At 39.3% G+C, this 19,841-nt stretch carries 19 protein-coding genes and 1 pseudogene; 14 read left to right on the plus strand and 6 right to left on the minus strand.

Features of this window, described 5'->3' with window-relative positions; translation table 11 throughout:
* The 4 genes from L950_RS03945 to L950_RS03960 form a co-directional block, all read right to left on the minus strand.
* The coding region (locus L950_RS03945; RefSeq protein WP_031289486.1) for a protein-tyrosine-phosphatase at window positions 1-481 on the minus strand (481 nt) is incomplete at its 3' end.
* Between the two features lie 13 nt (window positions 482-494).
* Window positions 495-944: a DUF6428 family protein gene (locus L950_RS03950; protein ID WP_021192053.1), complete on the minus strand. Its 450-nt coding sequence runs from the start codon at window positions 942-944 to the stop codon at window positions 495-497.
* Window positions 945-1,036: 92 nt separating this feature from the next.
* Window positions 1,037-1,363, minus strand: a complete 327-nt coding sequence (locus L950_RS03955) for an ArsR/SmtB family transcription factor (protein WP_021192054.1) — start codon at window positions 1,361-1,363, stop codon at window positions 1,037-1,039.
* A 443-nt stretch (window positions 1,364-1,806) separates the two neighbouring features.
* A complete protein-coding gene (locus L950_RS03960) occupies window positions 1,807-3,177 on the minus strand; it encodes a M60 family metallopeptidase (protein ID WP_084825358.1) in 1,371 nt (456 codons plus the stop codon).
* Window positions 3,178-4,273: 1,096 nt separating this feature from the next.
* On the opposite strand from L950_RS03960, the gene L950_RS03965 reads away from it, so the two are divergent.
* The 6 genes from L950_RS03965 (at window position 4,274) to L950_RS03990 (ending at window position 8,704) form a co-directional block, all read left to right on the plus strand.
* On the plus strand, window positions 4,274-4,594 hold the full coding sequence (locus L950_RS03965) for a MazG-like protein (RefSeq protein ID WP_021192058.1): 321 nt from the start codon (window positions 4,274-4,276) through the stop codon (window positions 4,592-4,594).
* Between the two features lie 111 nt (window positions 4,595-4,705).
* The gene (locus tag L950_RS03970; protein ID WP_021192059.1) at window positions 4,706-5,074 is read left to right on the plus strand and encodes a BlaI/MecI/CopY family transcriptional regulator; all 369 of its coding nucleotides are present in this window, start codon (window positions 4,706-4,708) and stop codon (window positions 5,072-5,074) included.
* The gene (locus tag L950_RS03975) at window positions 5,055-5,690 is read left to right on the plus strand and encodes a hypothetical protein (protein WP_031289489.1); all 636 of its coding nucleotides are present in this window, start codon (window positions 5,055-5,057) and stop codon (window positions 5,688-5,690) included. Before L950_RS03970 ends, L950_RS03975 begins: the two co-directional genes overlap by 20 nt.
* Window positions 5,687-6,190, plus strand: coding sequence for an energy transducer TonB (locus tag L950_RS03980; protein WP_084825359.1), 504 nt, complete (start codon window positions 5,687-5,689; stop codon window positions 6,188-6,190). Before L950_RS03975 ends, L950_RS03980 begins: the two co-directional genes overlap by 4 nt.
* A gap of 100 nt (window positions 6,191-6,290) precedes the next feature.
* Complete coding sequence (locus L950_RS03985) at window positions 6,291-7,172, plus strand: TonB-dependent receptor (protein WP_084825360.1); 882 nt, start codon at window positions 6,291-6,293, stop codon at window positions 7,170-7,172.
* 38 nt (window positions 7,173-7,210) lie between these two features.
* The gene (locus L950_RS03990) at window positions 7,211-8,704 is read left to right on the plus strand and encodes an outer membrane beta-barrel family protein (protein WP_084825361.1); all 1,494 of its coding nucleotides are present in this window, start codon (window positions 7,211-7,213) and stop codon (window positions 8,702-8,704) included.
* Between the two features lie 216 nt (window positions 8,705-8,920).
* On the opposite strand, the pseudogene L950_RS03995 reads toward L950_RS03990, so the two are convergent.
* Window positions 8,921-9,687: pseudogene (locus L950_RS03995) on the minus strand (SDR family NAD(P)-dependent oxidoreductase); the annotation flags it as partial.
* A 142-nt stretch (window positions 9,688-9,829) separates the two neighbouring features.
* On the minus strand, window positions 9,830-10,738 hold the full coding sequence (locus L950_RS04000) for a helix-turn-helix domain-containing protein (protein WP_021192064.1): 909 nt from the start codon (window positions 10,736-10,738) through the stop codon (window positions 9,830-9,832).
* A gap of 249 nt (window positions 10,739-10,987) precedes the next feature.
* Here L950_RS04000 and L950_RS04005 point away from each other — a divergent pair, with 249 nt between their 5' ends.
* From L950_RS04005 to L950_RS04040, 8 genes are all read left to right on the plus strand, one after another.
* A complete protein-coding gene (locus L950_RS04005; protein WP_021192065.1) occupies window positions 10,988-11,386 on the plus strand; it encodes a sigma-70 family RNA polymerase sigma factor in 399 nt (132 codons plus the stop codon).
* A gap of 208 nt (window positions 11,387-11,594) precedes the next feature.
* Window positions 11,595-12,332, plus strand: a complete 738-nt coding sequence (locus L950_RS25755) for a FecR family protein (protein ID WP_021192066.1) — start codon at window positions 11,595-11,597, stop codon at window positions 12,330-12,332.
* Window positions 12,314-12,586: a DUF4974 domain-containing protein gene (locus L950_RS04015; RefSeq protein WP_021192067.1), complete on the plus strand. Its 273-nt coding sequence runs from the start codon at window positions 12,314-12,316 to the stop codon at window positions 12,584-12,586. Before L950_RS25755 ends, L950_RS04015 begins: the two co-directional genes overlap by 19 nt.
* A 1-nt stretch (window position 12,587) precedes the next feature.
* Entirely contained in the window at window positions 12,588-15,176 is a 2,589-nt protein-coding gene (locus L950_RS04020) for a TonB-dependent receptor (protein WP_031289492.1), read from the plus strand.
* Entirely contained in the window at window positions 15,173-15,625 is a 453-nt protein-coding gene (locus tag L950_RS04025) for a hypothetical protein (protein WP_031289494.1), read from the plus strand. Before L950_RS04020 ends, L950_RS04025 begins: the two co-directional genes overlap by 4 nt.
* Before the next feature lie 4 nt (window positions 15,626-15,629).
* Window positions 15,630-16,973, plus strand: a complete 1,344-nt coding sequence (locus L950_RS04030) for a DUF4876 domain-containing protein (RefSeq protein WP_021192068.1) — start codon at window positions 15,630-15,632, stop codon at window positions 16,971-16,973.
* Between the two features lie 32 nt (window positions 16,974-17,005).
* Window positions 17,006-18,550 carry a DUF6850 family outer membrane beta-barrel protein gene (locus L950_RS04035; RefSeq protein WP_021192069.1) on the plus strand — a complete coding sequence of 515 codons (1,545 nt, stop codon included), beginning with the start codon at window positions 17,006-17,008 and terminating at the stop codon, window positions 18,548-18,550.
* A gap of 38 nt (window positions 18,551-18,588) precedes the next feature.
* Window positions 18,589-19,716, plus strand: coding sequence for a cytochrome-c peroxidase (locus L950_RS04040; RefSeq protein WP_231576845.1), 1,128 nt, complete (start codon window positions 18,589-18,591; stop codon window positions 19,714-19,716).
* Window positions 19,717-19,841 lie beyond the last annotated feature (125 nt).

Below are 19,841 nucleotides of genomic sequence, written 5' to 3' on the forward strand. Positions count from 1 at the left end.
TTTCTGCTCCTGCAATAAAAGGACATCCGCCATCTGCCTGTGAACAGGTTAGAACAGCTGCAAAATTTGATTCAGGATTGAAAGGGGAGTCGTATTTTTTAGAGAATCCAATTATCGGTAGTATATTTTTATCGTATTTGAGTGCATAAACCGGGTTCGACGTATTAGAAATGATATTGACTTCAATGCCTGCATTTTCAAATGTTTCTACAATCTTAGGAAACAGTGCGGTTTCTTCAGTACCTCCCGAATAACAAGTTACGTTTGGTATTTGGTAATGTGCAGCCGCGATCTGTGCCCACACCTGAGAAAGGTGACTTCTACGTGAATTATGCGTACAGATAAAATTGATGTTGATAGCTGAGTCAGCTGTAACTTTACCCTGGATATAGTCAATCAAGGGTTGCAAAGTAGATTTGCGCCCTTGATTAATTGCTGATTTGAGTATATCCGAAATGGTATTTACTAGTTTTGTGTTCATATCGGTCTTTTGATTAACAACAGCCAGAACCTGGTGTGCAACTGTTTGCATCGACTACCTGCAAAGGGTTTGGAATGCCACATGCATCTTGTGCTAGACAGGCTGTGGTTTTGTTCGTTAAGACGAAATTCTTACCATTGAATGCTAATCCGTATTTTCCAATTGTACCACTTTGATATTCTACTTCAATCTCATGATCTCCGATATTTAGTTTTGTTTCTGAGAGTTCGATGATGTGCGCCAGTTTTCCTGGTTTCAAACGGTGTTCATAATCATCGGCATTCCATAATTGGAAATTTACAGTATTTTCGGTGCGCGTAACGCCACCGCAATCAATAAAAGTTTTATTGATCTGACCGACTTCGGTTACGTGGAAATGTTCTGCTACAAAAGTTCCATCTTCTAATTGAAATTCAACATTTTCTAATGTTGGAAGGATTTGTTTGATTTCTGATAATTTCATAGTATTTCTATTTTATTATATCGTTATATTACGATAGTTGTGTGTAAAAAAAATTAAGTTATTTTTTAAAAGGCATTAGCCTTAAGCAGTTCTTAGCAGCATTTTTGATTGTTTACGGATAGGATTATATTACCAAAATAGGCTTTTAGGATCCCGAAAGTTTTTTCATCAATGCAGTAACAGATGGATGTTCCTTCGATATTCCCTTTTATTAATCCCGCATTTTTTAGTTCTTTCAGATGCTGTGAAATTGTGGATTGCGCAAGTGGTAATTCGTCAACAATATCGCTACAGATACAGGCATTTACTTTCAATAGGTATTCGATAATGGCAATACGAGCAGGGTGACCAAGTGCTTTCGCAATGTTAGCAATATTATTTTGCTGGTCGGTAAAGTGAATCGTTTTTGTAGCGCCCATGGTTTGATGATTTTGTATATCGCAATATTACGATTAATGAATTGAATTCTAAAATTTTTTTCTCAAAAAGATTTATACATGACAAAAATACTCGTCGGGTGATATGAAGAGTATCTTGACGAAGCCAAGACGCAATGTTTTAGGAGTACGTACTGAAAAGCTTATTTTATTGTTAGCATAAACGGCAAAATTCGGCAGAATAGAAATAGTAGAATTCATTTGTGAATGGTTCTGCTAAATATGATTTGGAAGGAAATGTTGCGATTATCACTATTTTAACACAAAAAAATTATAAAGGAGGTATCGAGGGCAATATTTACGTTCGAGTTAGTAAAGATTATGAAAAAGGGACTGATGATAATTTTTTCCATCAATCCCTTTTATGCTATTACTTTTGATCTTAATGTATGGTTGTGCATCACATTAAAATATAATTTCAGCGTTTAATAAACCGATACTTCTGCCATGGCGGCATTTTGGGTGAAATCAAATGCGGATTTGAAAACAAGTTTAAAATAACGGAAGGATTGGGTTGATGGTAAGTCAATGTTTTGTGGTACACTATTTTCCTGCAGGGTAAATGTTCCTAGACTGTTCCAGTCTGCGTTGTTCTGACTCACCTGAATTTCAATTTCTCTTACTTTACGAGAACCATTTCTTTGGGTAAGCGTAAAGCCGGAAACCGTTTTGCTGGTTTTCATATCTACTGTAATAAAATAGGGATATGTTTCGGGATTGCTGGACCAGCGTGAATGCCAGAATGTATTGGCATTGCCATCAATTATATTCGCTGCCCTTCCATTTTCTGCACCGGTTTCCTGATTGGTGTAATCGATCACGAGCCACTTATTTTCCCAATTAGGATCATCGGTCTTAGTCGTAAGATCCTCAGTAGGCGTAGGTAAATTGAGATTCTGTATTTCTGTATATACTGATTCATCGACTTTAAGTCCCCATTTGCGAAAAAAACCGCTTAGATTTTTACCTGAAATTGTACATGCTTTTAACATAAAATAGCGCATCTTCTGTGCTCTTGTCGTCACATTAGGTTGCTCTATTCTGGTTTCTTTGTGCAAAGTTTGATAGAAAGTATCTCCAAATGCTAACCAGAGTTGCTGGAACATGGCTAAGCGCGCAAATACGCTGGTACTTGATGCATTAAAATCTTTTTCAGCATAAGGAATGATGAGATAGTCCATGACCTCTGTCCATACGTTATCACGGGTCAGCCTCGAGTTTTGAGCGCCCATTTTTCGTTCCGCAGCCAAAGAATAAATGTTAACGGTGGTTTCACCTAATTCTTCCCATGTCCAGGCAGACTGCTGATGCATATGTCCCAGTTCATGCCACGGACCCCAGCCGTCATTTCTAGCACCGGTTACTGTGAGTAGTGTATTCATTGTGGAGGTGTAGTAAGCAGTCCGATACCAGGTGGCAACCATGAAATAGTCTGCATTATCGGTCTCGGTCATTAATATTTTATGGATATTCTCATCATGCTGTGCCGCTGAACCGTCTATACCACTGATCGCATATTCTGCTTTGACAATTTCATCGTATGTCTGCATGAGCTGTTCTTGATTTTCCAGTCTGTGGTCTAAGGCCTTTGCGCGGGAAGCGACTAACATGGTCTCTTCGCTTTCTAATAACACATCGGGTGCTTCGGTCCAGGTATTCAGCATGACCTGCCATTGTGCATTGGTAGTTTTTCCCAACACATAATGAGGAACAGGTTTATGTCCTGCTCTAAATTCAACCCGTGCTTTACCGCTAGGTGTGCTGTTGTCATTGGCATTATACCGTATATACAACAAACCACCGTACTGATCTGCCTGAATGGTATTGAGGCCCTGTGTCAGCGGAACAACTGTCGGATTCCATTTGTCTTTATAGCGTGAATAGGTGCCTATTAATAAGGTGGGGATACCTGTTCCGTCCTCCAGCTGGTCTACATAAATGGATAATGTACCACTTGGTGCTACGTAAAACCCGGTAGCGGTAAAATCTGATGCTGGAAATGATTGCCCAAGTCTTTTAGATTCTTTGACTCCCGAGGCAGTTCATTAAAAACCTGGATGGTATCGTAGCTGATCGCTAAACTATCAACCGGGATGGTTTCGATAGGGCCTATCGTTTTTGACAGGATGAAAAGAGGGCGATGACTGCTATCAGCCTAATTTGATTGTGTTTTTTATCATAATTAAAGTTTAAAATTTATATAATTGATCTGTAAATCTATCCTGATATCTCCCCATATCTTTCTTGCATGATCTAAAAAAGGGGCGTTTCTTTTTGAAAAACGCCCCTGATCGCCACTTATACATCACCTAATTTTTCGTTTCTTTTCACCTTATTTCAAGTAGGATGTTTTACCTACTTATATGTTGATATTTAAAATCTAATTTAATAAATATTTATGGATAAGATATTTTTTATTTTGTTTTTAATATAATTACCTTGAAAAGGCTTATCAGTTCTTTGTTATATTGTATTTATCAGAAAATGTCACCCGATATGTCGCTGAACTATATTTGAGCTTATGTTTATTGAGAGTGATTAATCAAGAAAAACAAAGAATTGGAAAAGAGATAATGGAAGATTATTTTCAGTTTTTAAACCATATTGACGATGTCGCTTTGGAACAAGTACCTGAATATCTTTAAATTGATAAAATTACAGGAAAACTATTTATTTCGCATAAGCACTCGAATGATCCTATTTTAGAAAGAGACATTTCACAAAAGAAATAGGTCTAAGGTTTGGACAATATAATAATGCGTATCTTGAAGAGCAAGATACAGAAGGTTTCCACGAATGTAGAATCGTTGAAATATTTGATTTCAAATTTAAGAATGGCCAAATACGGTATGTAATGTCCGATTTTACGCAGTAGTATAAACATATATAAGCATGGAAAAAGATAATTTTGACGAAATAATTCGTCGCTCAATAACTATCAGGAAAAAATACCACGAGTTGGAGATGACCCATCATGGCAGCGAATGGACTGTGGAAGAAGATGCTTTAGCTTATTTAACTGATGCTGGGTTGGTCGGACGGGACATTATGTCGCAACAACTACGCTGGCCAAAAGTGGGATCGGAAGCTGAGCTGGAACATAAACTAGGGGAAAATATATGGTGGTTAATCGTATTGGCAGAAAGATCGGGCATTGATATTAAAGATGCTGTTCATAATTTTCTGGACAAAACAGAAACAGTATTAAAATAAGCGGATCGAAATCTCATAGTGTCATGAGATTTCGGTCTGCTGGATAATTAGTTGTCTTTTAGTTGTGATAACTAATTATTTAGCTGATATTTGAGTATAAAAGAATCAGCAATGGAAATAGTAGAATTTACCAAAGTAGAACACCAATTGATGCAGGTGCTGTGGAAATTAGAGAAAGCATTTGTTAAAGAAATCATACAGGAATTGCCTGAACCAAAACCTGCTTATAGCACCGTGTCTACGATGATCCGTATTTTGGAGACAAAAGGTGCAGTGGCTTACGAAGCTTTTGGTAAAACTCACCGTTATTATCCGTTGATTTCAAAAGAGGAGTATATGCGTTTCGAGGCCGATAAATTTTTGGACAATTACTTCTCCAATTCTATTCAGGATATGTTCTCCTTTTTTGTTAATGAAAAGAAAATTGACTTAAAGGATGCTGAACAGTTACTTAAGATGATTGATAAAATTAAAGACTAAGTCCTGTGGAAAACCAGCTCTACTTCATTTGGTCGAGTATCGCGATGACCATTTTTATATGTTTTATCAATTGGTGCTCAAACGTGAGACTTTCTTTTTATGGAATCGAATTTATTTGTTAGCAACACTTTGTTTATCGATGATGCTCCCATTGCTGAACCTTTCGGCGCTTTTTGGCTTACCACAAATGGTGCTGATGGAAATTCCTTTATCTTTTATTGCTAAAGATAAGCTGGTTTCTGTCGCGGAGATACAAATTCACCTGTTTTCTGTTTTATACTGGACTGGCGTTAGCTGCAGTGCTATATGGCTGGTCATAAAACTTGCTGTTATAAAAAATCATTTGCATTCGCAGGAGATCGGTAGAGCATTTTCATTCTGGAGAACTAAAGTTATTGATCCAGATCTATCGGATTTTGACGCAATAAATGCGCATGAAGAGGTTCATGTTAAACAGTTACATACACTGGATATCATTTTTGTCGAATTGATTGCCGTATTTTTTTGGTTCAACCCGCTCATATATTGTTATCGAAGAGTCTTAAGTTTGTTCATGAATATCTCGCGGATGAACATGCTGTCAAATATGCCGGCAGCACTAAGCAATATGCAATGACTCTTTTTCTGAAATCTTTTAAAGTTGGACCGGTGCTGACGAATACTTTTTATAATCCTTCCTTACTGGAAGCCCGGATCAGGATGCTTCAGTGCAAGAAGTCCAGCGTTAAACACTTATGGAAATACATTGGGCTTGTGCCTATGGCCGCGCTTGTTGTGGTACTATGTTCGTGGAAGATTTCAAATTTTAGTGCGATGGATTCGGACAGTAGGGTGCAGCCTGCTATTTTTCCTGGCGGGGTTGACGCTTTTAGTAGTTTGATTCAGAATTCAAAAAAGGTCTCAAATGAAAGGGGAAAAGTAGCAGTGAGTTTCATTGTCGAAGCTAATGGTGAAGTGACCCATGAAAAAGTTGAAAATGGATTAAGTCCTATAGTGGACAGCGAGGCCCTGCGTATTATTTCTTTAAGTCCGAACTGGCAACCAGCAGTCCAAAATAGTCTTCGTGTTCGATCTCTTTATCATATGAATATAAATTTTAATCCTGATAATCAGTAGTTTATATTTATTTATTACATTATTAGTTGTGATGACTAATAAATTAGTTGTATAACTAGTTTGTTAGTTGTATGTTTGGGTATACCAATTTATACCAAACATGATCGGCAATCTGATTTTTAAATCCACTCGATTTTATAGCTATTTAGGCTTACTATTATGCAGTTTGATGTCTGCTCATGCACAGGAAAGAAAGAATAATGTGTTTGGAGCTGTTGTTAATGAAAAGAATATATTTATACCTTATGCTCAGGTTAGTTTAAAAAATAGTCTTGATTCAAACACGGTAAAGACGGTATTGGCAGATAGTTTGGGAAATTTTGGTTTTGCAATCGCATCTGGTAAATATTTGATTGAAGTGAAGAGCATGGGTTATAGGTCAGCTTATACTGTAACTTTTGAAGTTACTGCGGTATCGAGTATAAACCTAGGGAGTATTGCACTCCAAATTGAACCGACACAGTTAGGTGTTGTGACGGTTGATGCAAAGCTTCCTTTTATCGAAAGGAGGGCAGATAAAGTGATCGTCAATCTGAATGGTCTTGGTTCCGGAGCTCCATTAATGGAGGTTATGAATCAGTTGCCGGGGGTTACTGTTGATGCATCAGACCTAATTAGTCTAAACGGCAAATCGGTTCAGATTTATATTGATGGTAAAGTGAGCGCACTTTCGGCAGATGCATTGTCTGGTCTGCTGAAGGGTATTTCTTCGGCAGCAATTGAAAAAGTTGAATTGATTAGTCAACCTTCTGCTAAATATGATGCGGCCGGAAATGGTGCCATCATCAACATCATCCGAAAACGTAGTTACAAAGGCGGTCTAGATGGTAATGTTTATGCAGGAGCTGGGAAAGGGACTTATGGAAAAGCGAATGGTGGTGTCAATCTCAATTATAAAGGAAAAGGTTATAATCTGCTGCTGAATCTGGATTATAATTACAATAAGTATTTTTACAACACGGACATTGCAACCAATTTTTAGATGATGCGGGGACAGTTGTTGGGGAGTCGATATCGAAAATGAAGAGCACGAGGGCTATTGCCAACTACACACCCAACTTGGGAATGGATTTTTATTTATCCAAGCGTACTACTTTATCTGCCTCTGTTAAGCCTGGTTTTCAAACATCGTGGCGGGATGGAGTAGCGCATATTGAAGAAGTGGATGTTATTGCTAAAAGTAAGTCACTTTCTGTGTTTAGCAACGACGTTGCTGTTTATGCAGGTAACTTTTCGACCGGACTGCGTCTGCAACATCAGATCGATACTGCGGGAAGGGATCTAACAATGGATCTGGATTATTATCGCTATGCAAACTATAATGATCAAAATAATAGAACAGTTTCTTTCGATCCTTTCGATGATCAGCCGAGCGTGATTGCTCAAGATCGTATCCTTCATGTATATGCTTTTAAAACGGATTATGTACAGCCTTTGGGTAAAGGGCGTCAGTTCGAGATGGGAATGAAAACGAGTTTTGTGTTTTCCGACAATAGTAATGATTTCCGGGAAGGGGCAAGCCATCAGAACGATCTATTTGATTATCAGGAAAACATTTCGGCTCTCTACTTGACATATGGTGCTACTGGTGAAAAATTTTCATACCAACTGGGTATCAGGGGTGAGTATACGTATGGACAGGGAGAGGAGCAATCTGGAAAGAACAGCTTTAATAAAAATTACTTTAATCCTTTTCCGTCGGTTCACGTTGACTATAAGCTAACTAAAAATCATAATCTTAGTCTCGGGATCAATAAAAGGATTGAACGCCCTGGTTATGAAAGTTTAAATCCACTGATCCGGATCATTAACAGTAATAACCTGCAACAAGGAAATCCTGCATTACGACCTGTACTGGCTTATAATGCTGACTTGTGGTACGGGTACAAAAATGCGTTTTACGCAGGTGTTACTTACAGTTACAGTGTAGATGATTTTACCAATATAACTGTGCCAGTGGAAGATGTTGTAGTCACAACATTACCGGGAAATGCGGATCATGCAGGTTACTTTACGCTTCAGGCGATGTATGGCAAGCAGGTATTACCGTGGTGGTACACCAGTTCTAATGCGATCTTGTCGAAGCGCCCGTTTAAAGGAGAGTTTGATGGTATTTTGCTTCAGACTGATGGCCGTTATAGCATCTCCGCCACTTCTTATAATAGTTTTTTGCTTCATAAAAACTTCTCTTTTTTATTCCTTTTTAATTATCGAGGTAAAAGTGTGGAACGAAACATCAGCAATGAAGCTTTTGCTTATTTAACAGTAGGAGTAAGGCAACAGTTTCTAAAGAAACGTGCTTCTGTGCAACTTAATGTGATGGATGTTTTTAATTCATATAAGAATAAGTTCCAACAAAATAGTGGGCCAATACAGCAGAACTGGCGTAATCATATTGAAACGCGTATGGTGAAACTGAATCTTACTTATAGTTTTGGAGGTTCGATTAAAAATACGAAGAAAGTGAATGCTGCTGAAGATGAGAAAAACCGAAGTGTGGTACGTGAAAATTAAATGGGAGATGATGTGACAAGATGCTAACGGGGTAGCGTAAGAAAAAAGACTGATGACCATTCGGACTGATCTCAAAAAGTGTCAACCATTTTTGGGACAGTTTATTGTATCCATCAGCCTCTTTTCAAAGCACTCTTGAAGGTTAGAATCTTGCTATTATATCTGCATTATTTTGAAAAATATCCTTGAAGGTTTCATTCATTCCTTAGAACATCACTACAATGCGGTTGAGAGGGTATAACTTTTCCATTGTTCAACATCATGGGTGATGAAATCCATTTTTTTGTAGACGACGTCATAGGCATCACTACCTAAGAACAAATGCACCGGTGGATTTTCTGTTTTGCTTATCGCGATTAGTACATCGGCCGCTTTTTCGGGATCATTGGGCTGATTGCCATCAATGTCATTCAAGTGTGCTTGTTCAGATTGGCGGGCTGCTTCGTAATCTGCTATGGTATGCTGCGGTGTTTTGACCGATCCTTTAGCAAGGAAATCGGTGCGAAAATATCCCGGATAGACAACCGTTGCTTTTATTCCGAAACCTTTTACTTCTTCAGCTAAACTTTCTGTTAAACCTGCAACAGCAAATTTTGTGGCACAATAAATACCCCAACCTGCAAATCCACCTGAATAACCACCTATTGAAGCGATATTAAAAATATGTCCCGATTTATTTTGACGTAAATGGGGCATTACGTTTCGAATGATATTCAAGGTGCCAAAGACATTGATGTCAAAACTGCTTCTTGATTCCCCGTCCGTTAGTTCTTCTATGGTGCCTATCTGTCCAAAGCCCGCATTGTTGACAACAACATCCAGTTGCCCAAAATGTGCGATACTTGTTGCAATTGCTTTTTTACATCCTCGTTATCGGATAAGTTTACTTCTATCGGAAGGAATAGATTCGATATAGCGCCGATTTCTTTGATTAATGGTTGCGTGTTCCGTGATGTTGCAATTACCCGAAATCCCTCTTGTAGTAATTTTTTTACTAATGATAAGCCTAAACCTTTCGAGGCTCCTGTTACTAACCATACTTTGTGTTTCCATCGTTTTGATTTTTATGATAACACAAATGTAGGGCGACGATGAGGGAAGGGATAACGAAAAGCTAACAATACCTTACGAAATTCTAACATTTCGAAATTGAGTCGGATTAATAGCTAAGTGTTTTTTGAAAAAATTATTGAAATGGGTCACCTCGGTAAAGCCTAATGCAAATGCAATTTCAGAAACGTTCCAATCGGTTTGGATTAAAAGAACTTTAGCCTCTTGGAGCAATCGTTCGGCAATGATTTGAGTTGGCGTTTTATGTGTGATTTCTTTTACTGCTCTGCTCAAATGATTGACATGTACAGCCAATTGACCTGCAAAATCTGATGCGGAACGGAAGTGAACTCTTTGTCTTGCATCTTCAATGGGAAATTGCCTTTCCAGTAATTCTAAAAATAAAATAGCAATACGATGTGAGGCATTGATTTCCTGTTTTTCAATCTTTTTTGCGGGTTGCATTTTTAAGGTCTGATGTAAAATTTCAAATACCAGGTTCCGCAATGCATCGTACTTGTGTATATAATCGGAATCGATCTCTTCGAACATACTCAGGTAAATATGTTTTATCTTTTCGCTTTGTTCGTCGCTCAGTTCAAAAATAGGGGTTCCATTGGGCTGGAAGACTTCATAATTTCTTAGGTTACCAAAATGATGAAAAAATGAAGGTGTAAATACACAGAAAAAACCGGACTGCTCGTCATCGAGAGATTCCCAATTATAGGGAATCTGAGGATTGGCAAATAGTAGTGCCTGTTTTTTTATCTCGATTTCCTTATCGGCATAATAAATTTTGTTTTTACCAATGATCAAGCTGATTTTATAATAGTCTTTTCTGATGTATGGAACTGGTTTAGCATGGCTGCCAACAAAATCATCAAGCCTGAATACATTGAAATGGCCAATCTCTTTTCGGATATTGTCAGGTACCCAATTGAGTTTGGTTTTATAAAAATCTTCGATTGATTGTGTCTTTTCCATTTTTCAAAGTTACAAAAAACAAATATATGGTAGCGTGTTCCTTTTTGTAAATTCATCCTTATGGCTATACCCAAAGCAGTAGTTTTTAAGAATTTCCGTATGCGTGATTGTTTGTGAATATCGATCGTCAAAAGGAATAAGATTTGCAATTAAATATGAATCCATTATATCCAAGACTTGAGCTGAAGGACTATGTTGTTTTTTATTTGGAATTAATCTAAACAATATAGTATCTTAGCGACCTCGAAAATGAAAACGCACTGGGTCAATATTACAAAAGGGGATAAGAAAAGTTTCTTTGTTTTCTATGATGCTATTTATAGGTCTCTGTTCCAGTATGGTATGGTTATCGGTAAAGATAGAGAAATCGTAAAGGAATCGATCCATATTCTATTTTATGAACTTTGGGAAAAGCATGAACGCCTACCGCAGGAAATCAAAGATCCTAAATTCTATGTCTTTGTTTGGTTGAAGAGGATTATATACCGGCAACTTAAATCGCAACAGTCTTCGCTGGAGAGTATACTAAATGAACCTTTTGAGGAATCTGTGGAAGATCAAAAAATAAAGGTAGAGGAAATCATCGAGAAAGAGCAGTTGCTGCATGCTGCACTGGCTAAGCTCACCAAAAACAGCGCCACTACATAGATCTGAAATTTTTTCAGAACAAGTCCTATGAAGAGATTGCAACCGAGGAAAATGCGGCCGTTCGGACCGTATATAACGTTATTTACGAAGCCATAAAGAGCCTGAAAGGTAATTTAACGCCTATTTTGATTTTTATTTTAAATTATTATAAATAAAATAGGTAAAATTCGAAGGTTTCATGCACTACTCTTAAAATGCATGAAAAACAATGGTTAACCCTATTATAGAAAAACTCATCTGTGATCCTTCTTTTATTGACTATTGTCTGGATCCGGAATCAGAAAATTTCATTTACTGGCAAAAATGGATTGCAGAAAATCCGCAATATGAACATTTGATCCTAGAAAGTAAAACGTTGATTTTACAGCTTCAGACTATGCCGTCTGAGGAAGAGATTGCAACGGAAAGATTGCGTCTGTCTCAAGCGATTGATGAATGGCATGTGAACCGCTTATTTCAGTTTCGCAAATGGTTGCCCTATGCCGCAGCATGTCTGGTTGTTTTGGGTATTTCAATCTTTTTCTACCAGCAAAGACAGGTTCCGCTGCAATCCCCAATGGCAACAGTGGAATTTTTAGAACAAAAAGTGCCTGCAGGTAAGTTCATGAACATGCAGTTGATGGATGGAACAAAAGTACGATTAGGCCCTACTTCGACATTAAATTATCCTCAGAGATTTACTGAAGGCGAAAGGAAGGTTGCACTAAAAGGTGAAGCTTTCTTTGATGTTGCACATAATGCCGACCAACCATTTATTATCCAGGCTGGTGAATTTGATGTGAAAGTGCTAGGAACTTCATTTAATGTTCATGCTTTTGAAGAAGACAAATTAGCGAAGATTGCCTTATTTACAGGAAAGGTCGAAATCTCCAATGAGAGCATGCATCTGGTGATCGTGCCCGGACAGGCATTTGTTTATAACAAAGCTTGGGAACTTATACAATAGAACCTTTTGATCGAACCAAAGAACGCGAAACAATGGAAGGAATTCTACACTTTAAGCACGCAGGTTATTCGGAAATTGGTTCACAGCTGGCTCGTAAATATGGTGTTGTTTTTCAACCTGATGCAACTATAGAGCTTGATTTTTCTGGATCGATTGCACATGAAAGCTTGGCACAGGTGCTGGAAAAATTAACTTTAACTACCTCATATCACTTCTCTCTTGAATCTAACACCTTAATCGTCCGTAAAAAATAATATGAAAAACAATAATAAGCCCAGCGCAATCTGGGTTCGTTCTTTATTTCTTGGTGTCGCACTGACCTGTCAAGGATTTTCAGTGACTGCACAACAGCTTAAAGTAGAAAGTAAAAGTCAGTCGCTTAAATCTATTTTAGAGCAGATCGAAAACCAATCGGGCTATACTTTTCTATATGATGAAAAAACCGTCAATCTGAATCGTAAGGTTTCTTTACAGATGAGTGGTTCCCTGACACAGATTTTACAAAGTCTGGAGCAGCAGACCTACTTACAGATGAAGCTGTCGGGACGAAATATTTTAATTAATAACGGTTCTGTAGGTCTTTTAACGGGTAAAGTTACTGATGAGGAAGGACAACCGTTATCATTGGTTTCGGTGTTCTTTAGAGAATTGAACCAATATTTTTTGACTGAGCAAGATGGTTCGTTCAGATTCCAGTTTCCGGCACACCGTCTTAAATCTGCCGAAGTCCGTTTTTCGATGATCGGGAGGCAGGGGACAACCTTAAACCTATCGCTGGACAAACAGCAGACAGTTGCATCGACTGTTACCTTACCGTTATTAAGTGTGGGACTTGAGGAAATTTCAGTAACTCCGCGTACGAATCAGAATTTAGAAAGTAATACTTCGCTGTATATAAACCGCGAAGTGATTGAGCAGTCAGGAGCGCTCAGTCTTAATGATCTGTTGAGTTTGGTCCCTGGACAGAAGATTGCCGCGCCTTCTTTACAACAGGTGCAACAAGCTAATCTGCGCAGTGCTTCGATGGGGACAAATTCTCTGGGGACAAAAGATCCTTTTTCATTAAATAATTCGTTTGGTATTGCTTTGATTATGGATGGTATAGCACTTTCTAATAATGCAAATATGCAGACGCTTAATCCAGGGATTAGCGGAATGGGTAATTCTTATGTGGGCGGTGGTATATCGGGATTGATGGGGAGTGCTGATCGTGGCGACCGATATACCGGTGATTACACGTTTGGAGGAACAGATTTACGTCAGATTGCGACGGACAACATTGAGAGTGTGGAAGTGGTGGCTGGTATTTCCTCCGCAAAATATGGGGATATGACCAATGGTGCTGTTATTATCAATCGGGTAGCGGGTGGAACTCCTTTCAACTTTAATATGCAACTTCGTGATAATGCCACGGTATACGGATTGACAAAAGGGTTTAAAACAAAAAATCTGGGCGCTTTTACTTTTGGGGGTAATTTTACACGTTCGTATAATGATAACCGCGATAAATTAAAATCGTATGACCGTGTGGGGAGTAATCTGATGTGGAGTACTGCCGCTGGAAAGGACCGTGCTTTTACCAATACCTTCACAGCGGATTATGGTCGTCATCTGGATAATGTACGCCGTGATCCAGATGATCCTACGGCAACCATACTGCGCTATAAAGCTTATAACTTTTCTATAGGTAATCGCCTCAATTATAGAATTGACAATAGTTTCTTGACTAATATTGGTTTTAATGTACGCTATAGTGAGACCTATCAGAATACCTACAAAGAGCAGTATATGAATAATACCTACATCATATATACCGATGCAACTGATGTAGGAATCACCAATGGACAATATGCTTCTGGTATCTACACGGCAGTGACCAATCTGGAGGGAAAGCCTGTGGATTTTACAGCCAGATTGGATTTGAATGGTAGTTTCCATACGGGCGATATCTTGCACCAGTTTAATTTTGGATCCTCTTATAATTATTCTAAAAACAAGGGGCGGGGGCAGATCGTCGATCCGACACGTCCGCGAAATAATACCTCGGTTGCAAATGGAGACAATCGCTCGGAACGATATTATGATTTTTCACGGCTACATGCTCAAAATCAAATCGGTCTATATGCTGAAGATGTTTTTAGAACCACTATAGCGGACCGTAACCTGAATGTGCGGTTGGGTACACGATTGGATCTCTTTGAAGGTTATGTGACCTTTTCACCGCGTACAAATATCAATTATGAGCTTACCCCCGATTTGCGTATTGGTTTAGCTTATGGTTGGGGAAGTAAAGCACCGGGATTGGCGCAGTTATATCCAGGTCCCGTTTTCTATGAAATCCCCTTATACCAAAAGACTGCGGTAAAAGATAATGGTGCCGTAGATGAGGCGAATAGTGTGTACTTGCTCTATGTTGATAAATTTACACCAGACAATAGCAAGCTGAAACCTGCACTTTCTGAACAGTTGGAGTTCTCGGTAGCCTATGAGCACCGCGGATTTAGAGCTGGGGTGAATGTGTATAGTAAACGAAATTATCGGGATGTATACTCCGAAATGTCTTATACACCGATCATTTTGCCAAATTATGTAGACAATCCTGATCCAGAGGCTGAGGTACCTTATGTTACTTCAGGAACTAAACGTCATCGTTTGTCCCGCTATACTTTTGTGAATGGTAGAACCACAAAAATCAAGGTGTTGAACTCATGTTATCCACACCAAAATGGACGGCGATTGAGACATCGCTTAATCTGCGTGGCGGGATCACAAAATCAATTTATAGACCGGTTCAAAATTTTAGAAATTTCACCAATAATACCAATAACCCAAATTATGCTGTGACAGGTCTATATCCTGTATTTGAGCGTTCTACTTGGACAAGTAATGCCGCAATTACTTCGAGTACGCATATTCCAAAGGCTAAGCTCTTATTAAATTTTACGACCGAATTTAATATTTTGAATAGAACCAATACACAAGCGACTGACGGTATCCCGCTGGGTTATTTTACAGAAAATGGTGTCTACCGTGAGATTAATGAATTTGATGAAAAAAATATCGACTATAAGCATCTACTTATCCCTATTGAGGAAGTGAGAAACCAAAACCAACCGGGGGTATATACTAATTTTCACCTCAATTTATCTAAAGAAATAAGTAAACGCTTGATCTTGACATTTCATGTTTACAATGTTTTCAATTATCGTCCGCAGTATAAACGATCGGATAATACGATGGTTATTCCGAATGATAAACCGAGTTATGGTGCACAATTACGACTTAAACTTTAAGTATATGAAATTACAAAAATATTTAATGCTGCTGTTTATCTGTACGAGTTCATTCAGCAGCTGTCAAAAGGAGCTGACGCCAAATAATGGGCCGGTGGATATCACGGCAGATGTTACTTATGCAAGTCAGGAATATCAAGAAAAATTACCTGTGGACACCATCACGGTGAATATCTATTCGTTAAAGGGAAAATTGATCTATAGTGCTAAGACTGGGCAGGATGGACATATTGCTTTTCCGGATCTTGCGCCAAATACGTATAGAATCCAAGCTGTGACCACTTTTAAGGTCGATCTATTCAATCAATTGTTGAATAGGGAAGAAGACTTTGACGTAACTTTTAGTTCCGAAATAAAGGAAATAATGGTCGGTAGAGAAGTTGAAAATCATTGGGATCTGTCGTTGGTAAGCGGCAATTCTAATCCAAATGGATTGGTGATCAAGCAGATCTATTATGCGGGTTCGCATGCGACCTTGGGTGCGAGTTTTAGAGATCAATTTATTGAGATCTTTAACAATTCAAATCAGGTTCAATATGTCGATAGTTTATGTATTGCCGAAGCCTATGGAGCAAATAGTAACAATGCGCTGTACGCTTACCAGGCGAATAGTAAACAATACGATTGGAGTAAATCTTATGAAATGCCTCCAGACATGAAGGCAAATGCCGATTACGTTTATGCGCAAACGATCCTGCGATTACCTGGTAAAGGTCGGGATTATCCGATTGCACCTGGTGAAAGTATGGTGATCGCGGCTACAGCGACCAATCATAAGGCTCCTTATGAAGGAGCTGATGGCAAAGTGATTGCTGTTCAGGATCCGAGTTTAACGGTAGATCTGAGCAACGCTGACTTTGAAGCTTATTATGCTCCTTATATCGGAACGTCAAGACCATTGGCATCGGATGTTGATAATCCGAATGTTCCGAATGTTGAGGTGCTGCGCCGGGGTAGTGGGTTAGATCTGATTATGAATCAGGCAGCGCAACAGAGCTGGTTTATCTTTCGTGAAGATAAGGTATGGAATGAAAAGAAGTGGAAGGGCTATGGATTGCCTTTTGCTGATGGACGTGTCAATACCTCGGGGACTTATATTCAGGTACCGATTGATCTTATACTGGATGCTGTTGAGCTTCAGTCTTCTACTTCAACACAATATCCAAAAAAGTTTTCTGCTCAAAATGATGCGGGATGGACGGCTGTTGACGGTGGTGCGCGATCTTCGTATGCTGTGATTCGGAAAACAAAAGAGCTGGTTAATGGCAGGCGGGTGCTGCAGGATTCAAATAATTCTAAGGATGATTTTGTGTCCATTAAAGCTAACCCGAAGGGATTTGCAGACTAGTTTAGGGGCTTGATTACAAATAATACGATTCAATGAAGAAATTATATATAGTAGGACTGTTATTTTGTGTCTGGGGGACTTATCTTCCTGTATATGCGCAATATGCTGTCGAGCAGGATACCATAGCACGTCGTATACGTGCGTATACCGTGGATAACCCCATGTGGTTGGAGAAGTCTGTGGAACCTCGATACAGCCTTATTCAAATGGGGTATAGTCAGGTAAGTGGTGAATATCGCACCGCTCAGGATGCGCAGAAAATAAAAAATATCAATTTTAATTCGGAGGGTGCGGTAACGATCAAAGATATTCGCCTTTGGGGAAGATTTGCTTATAACCGTAGTACGGAAGATAGCACGAGATTTGCGCATCAAACGCGGGAAAATCCAGCATCGCCCTGGTATTTTGGTTCATATGGATATAATCATTATGAGAGAACCAATTACTTCATTCAGACAAGGGGGCAGAAGTATTTTGCAGATCGTAAATACTCGGTCTTTGGTGGGCTGGATTACCATGTAGGCAATCATTTTAGTAACAACGACCCTAGGAGCACAATCGATGCGATTCAGGTCAATGGAAGTCTTGGAGCCAGTGCCCGTATTAGCTCAGGATGGGAGCTCGGGCTAGAGGGAAAATATGGTTATGGTCAAGAACGGGTAGAAATAGCTTACCGTAATGAGCAATATGCGCTAAGTGCTGTTGAATCGCCGTATATGAACTACATCGTGAGAGGCTACGGTTGGAAAGTGAGCGACTGGCTTAGTGAGCGCAATATGTTTTACCAGAATGATATGAAGCGTTATGGTGCGAAGGGTTATTTATCTTGGGACGGTGATCTGGGTAAATTTTACGGAAATATTGGATACCTACAGGAGGTGCAGCACTATCGACAGACACTTAGAAATGATTCGCGGATCAATGAATTGAGTAAGTTTAATCTGGATCAATTGAGTTATCAGCTCATGTGGAATTTAAAACGGGGTAACAAAACCTATCTGGCTTCTTTTAATAGCTTGAACCATAGTGGTAAAGACTGGGTCACTGAAAGTGGTAATGCACAGAATTATGTGTACAGAAAGGAGCGTCAAACCATAGATCTTTCGTATTTGATTAAAAAGAATAAGTGGCAGCAATTTTATGAGGCAAATATCGGTTATACCCATGAGGTACGCCATGACGGCGGTACGGAAACTCGATTGGATTATGATCGGATGGACTATGCCTTGTCTACATTGTTGACTTATGCTACAACTCGAAATCAAGAGGTGGAGTTTGGGGTGACTGCTTTTGCCGAAACAAACATGGGTACTTCGTGGACGCTTCCTTTGATTAACGAGAATGTTTTTCACCAGTATGTGTTTTACCATGATATTCGCTATCATGAGGCAGATGTATGGGGAGGTAAGCTACGTTTAGGGTTTACGCAGCGTCTTAAAAAAGGTAATTTCATTAAGTTGGTCGGTACGTATACGTACCGAAAAGCAGATTTAGGGAGTGCGCTGGATCGCGTGAATTTGGCTCCTTTGGGTCGCACTCGTGAGGTAGGAAGGGTACGTTTAAGTTATGGTTTTTAAGTAGGGGCTCGTTGATTTTGATGAAGAGAAATAAGTTTTTGATAGCATTAACAGTTTTTTTACCGATGCTGATCAGTGCTTTTGTGGATCAGGTGGATACCGTTTTACCTCTGGCTGATCTTCGTCGCCGCTATAGCAGTGGTGATGTTGGGCAGTGGCCTGAACCGTATTTGGATGCTTCTGTTCAGCAGGGATTTGTTGATATCGGTGTTTTGCCAGCTGTTGCATATCCGGCGTCAAATCCTTTTAGTAAAGAAAAGGCCTCCCTTGGGAAACTCCTGTTCTTTGATGCGCGATTATCGGCATCGAAGCAACTTTCGTGTGCGAGTTGCCACGATGCGCAGCTCGGTTTTGGCGACGGTAAGAGTTTGGCGCATGGTCATGGTCGAAAAGAGGGGAAACGCAATGCCATGACGCTCTATAATGTGGGTTATTACAAGAGCTTTATGTGGGATGGAAGAGCTAAAACTTTGGAAGACCAGGTATTGTTGCCGGTTCAGGATCATGTGGAGATGAATACGTCTTTGGATACGATGGTGGCACATGTTCGCATAATCAAGGGGTATGGTCCTTATTTTAAAAGTGCTTTTGGAGATGATCAGGTGAATTTATTGCGCATCCAACAGGCAATAGCAACTTACGAGCGTAGTATCGTGAGTTATCCTACTAAGTTTGACCGTTTTGTTTCGGGTCAGTCCGATGCACTTAATGATCAGGAGTTAGAAGGACTTCATCTTTTTAGAACAAAAGCACGTTGTATTAATTGCCATAATACGCCATTATTTTCGGATAATCTGTTTCATAACGATGGGCAGACTTTATATGGAACGAAGCAGGAGGACTTTGGACATTACCATATAACAGGCGACCAGAAAGATATTGGGGCATTTCGGACACCTTCATTGCGTAATGTGGGTTTGACCGGACCTTGGATGCATCACGGAAACTTTCCCACGCTTAGGGATGTGGTAGAACTATATAATCTGGGTAATCCGGCTCCTATACAGCGTAGGGTGCAGGTGGATGAAAAGACAAGACCAATCCATTCACCGTTATTAAAGAAACTTGATCTTTCTAAAGCAGAAGTAGATGCGGTACTCGCATTCTTGCAGGCTTTGAGTAATCCGACACAACGTCGGATAGCGATGCCTGATTTTCCGGAATAGGAAGGGCATTTTGCTTTTTTTGCATAAATACCGTATGTGGCTATACCTAAATACGATAAGTACTTGGCCATGTTGAAATTTAAATGTGAGCTCATAGATAAACTCCCGAGGTATGCAGTACCTCG

It is taken from the genome of Sphingobacterium sp. IITKGP-BTPF85 (assembly GCF_001006065.1).
Classification (GTDB): Bacteria; Bacteroidota; Bacteroidia; order Sphingobacteriales; family Sphingobacteriaceae; genus Sphingobacterium; species Sphingobacterium anhuiense.

Coding starts and splice junctions, on each gene's coding strand:
- L950_RS04000 (WP_021192064.1), bottom strand. CDS start 10,738: ATGGAAAAGACACAATCAATCGAAGATTTTTATAAAACCAAACTCAAT.
- L950_RS03965 (WP_021192058.1), top strand. CDS start 4,274: ATGGAAAAAGATAATTTTGACGAAATAATTCGTCGCTCAATAACTATC.
- L950_RS25755 (WP_021192066.1), top strand. CDS start 11,595: ATGGTTAACCCTATTATAGAAAAACTCATCTGTGATCCTTCTTTTATT.
- L950_RS03955 (WP_021192054.1), bottom strand. CDS start 1,363: ATGGGCGCTACAAAAACGATTCACTTTACCGACCAGCAAAATAATATT.
- L950_RS03950 (WP_021192053.1), bottom strand. CDS start 944: ATGAAATTATCAGAAATCAAACAAATCCTTCCAACATTAGAAAATGTT.
- L950_RS03970 (WP_021192059.1), top strand. CDS start 4,706: ATGGAAATAGTAGAATTTACCAAAGTAGAACACCAATTGATGCAGGTG.
- L950_RS04030 (WP_021192068.1), top strand. CDS start 15,630: ATGAAATTACAAAAATATTTAATGCTGCTGTTTATCTGTACGAGTTCA.
- L950_RS04020 (WP_031289492.1), top strand. CDS start 12,588: ATGAAAAACAATAATAAGCCCAGCGCAATCTGGGTTCGTTCTTTATTT.
- L950_RS03980 (WP_084825359.1), top strand. CDS start 5,687: ATGACTCTTTTTCTGAAATCTTTTAAAGTTGGACCGGTGCTGACGAAT.
- L950_RS03985 (WP_084825360.1), top strand. CDS start 6,291: ATGATCGGCAATCTGATTTTTAAATCCACTCGATTTTATAGCTATTTA.
- L950_RS04035 (WP_021192069.1), top strand. CDS start 17,006: ATGAAGAAATTATATATAGTAGGACTGTTATTTTGTGTCTGGGGGACT.
- L950_RS04005 (WP_021192065.1), top strand. CDS start 10,988: ATGAAAACGCACTGGGTCAATATTACAAAAGGGGATAAGAAAAGTTTC.
- L950_RS03990 (WP_084825361.1), top strand. CDS start 7,211: ATGAAGAGCACGAGGGCTATTGCCAACTACACACCCAACTTGGGAATG.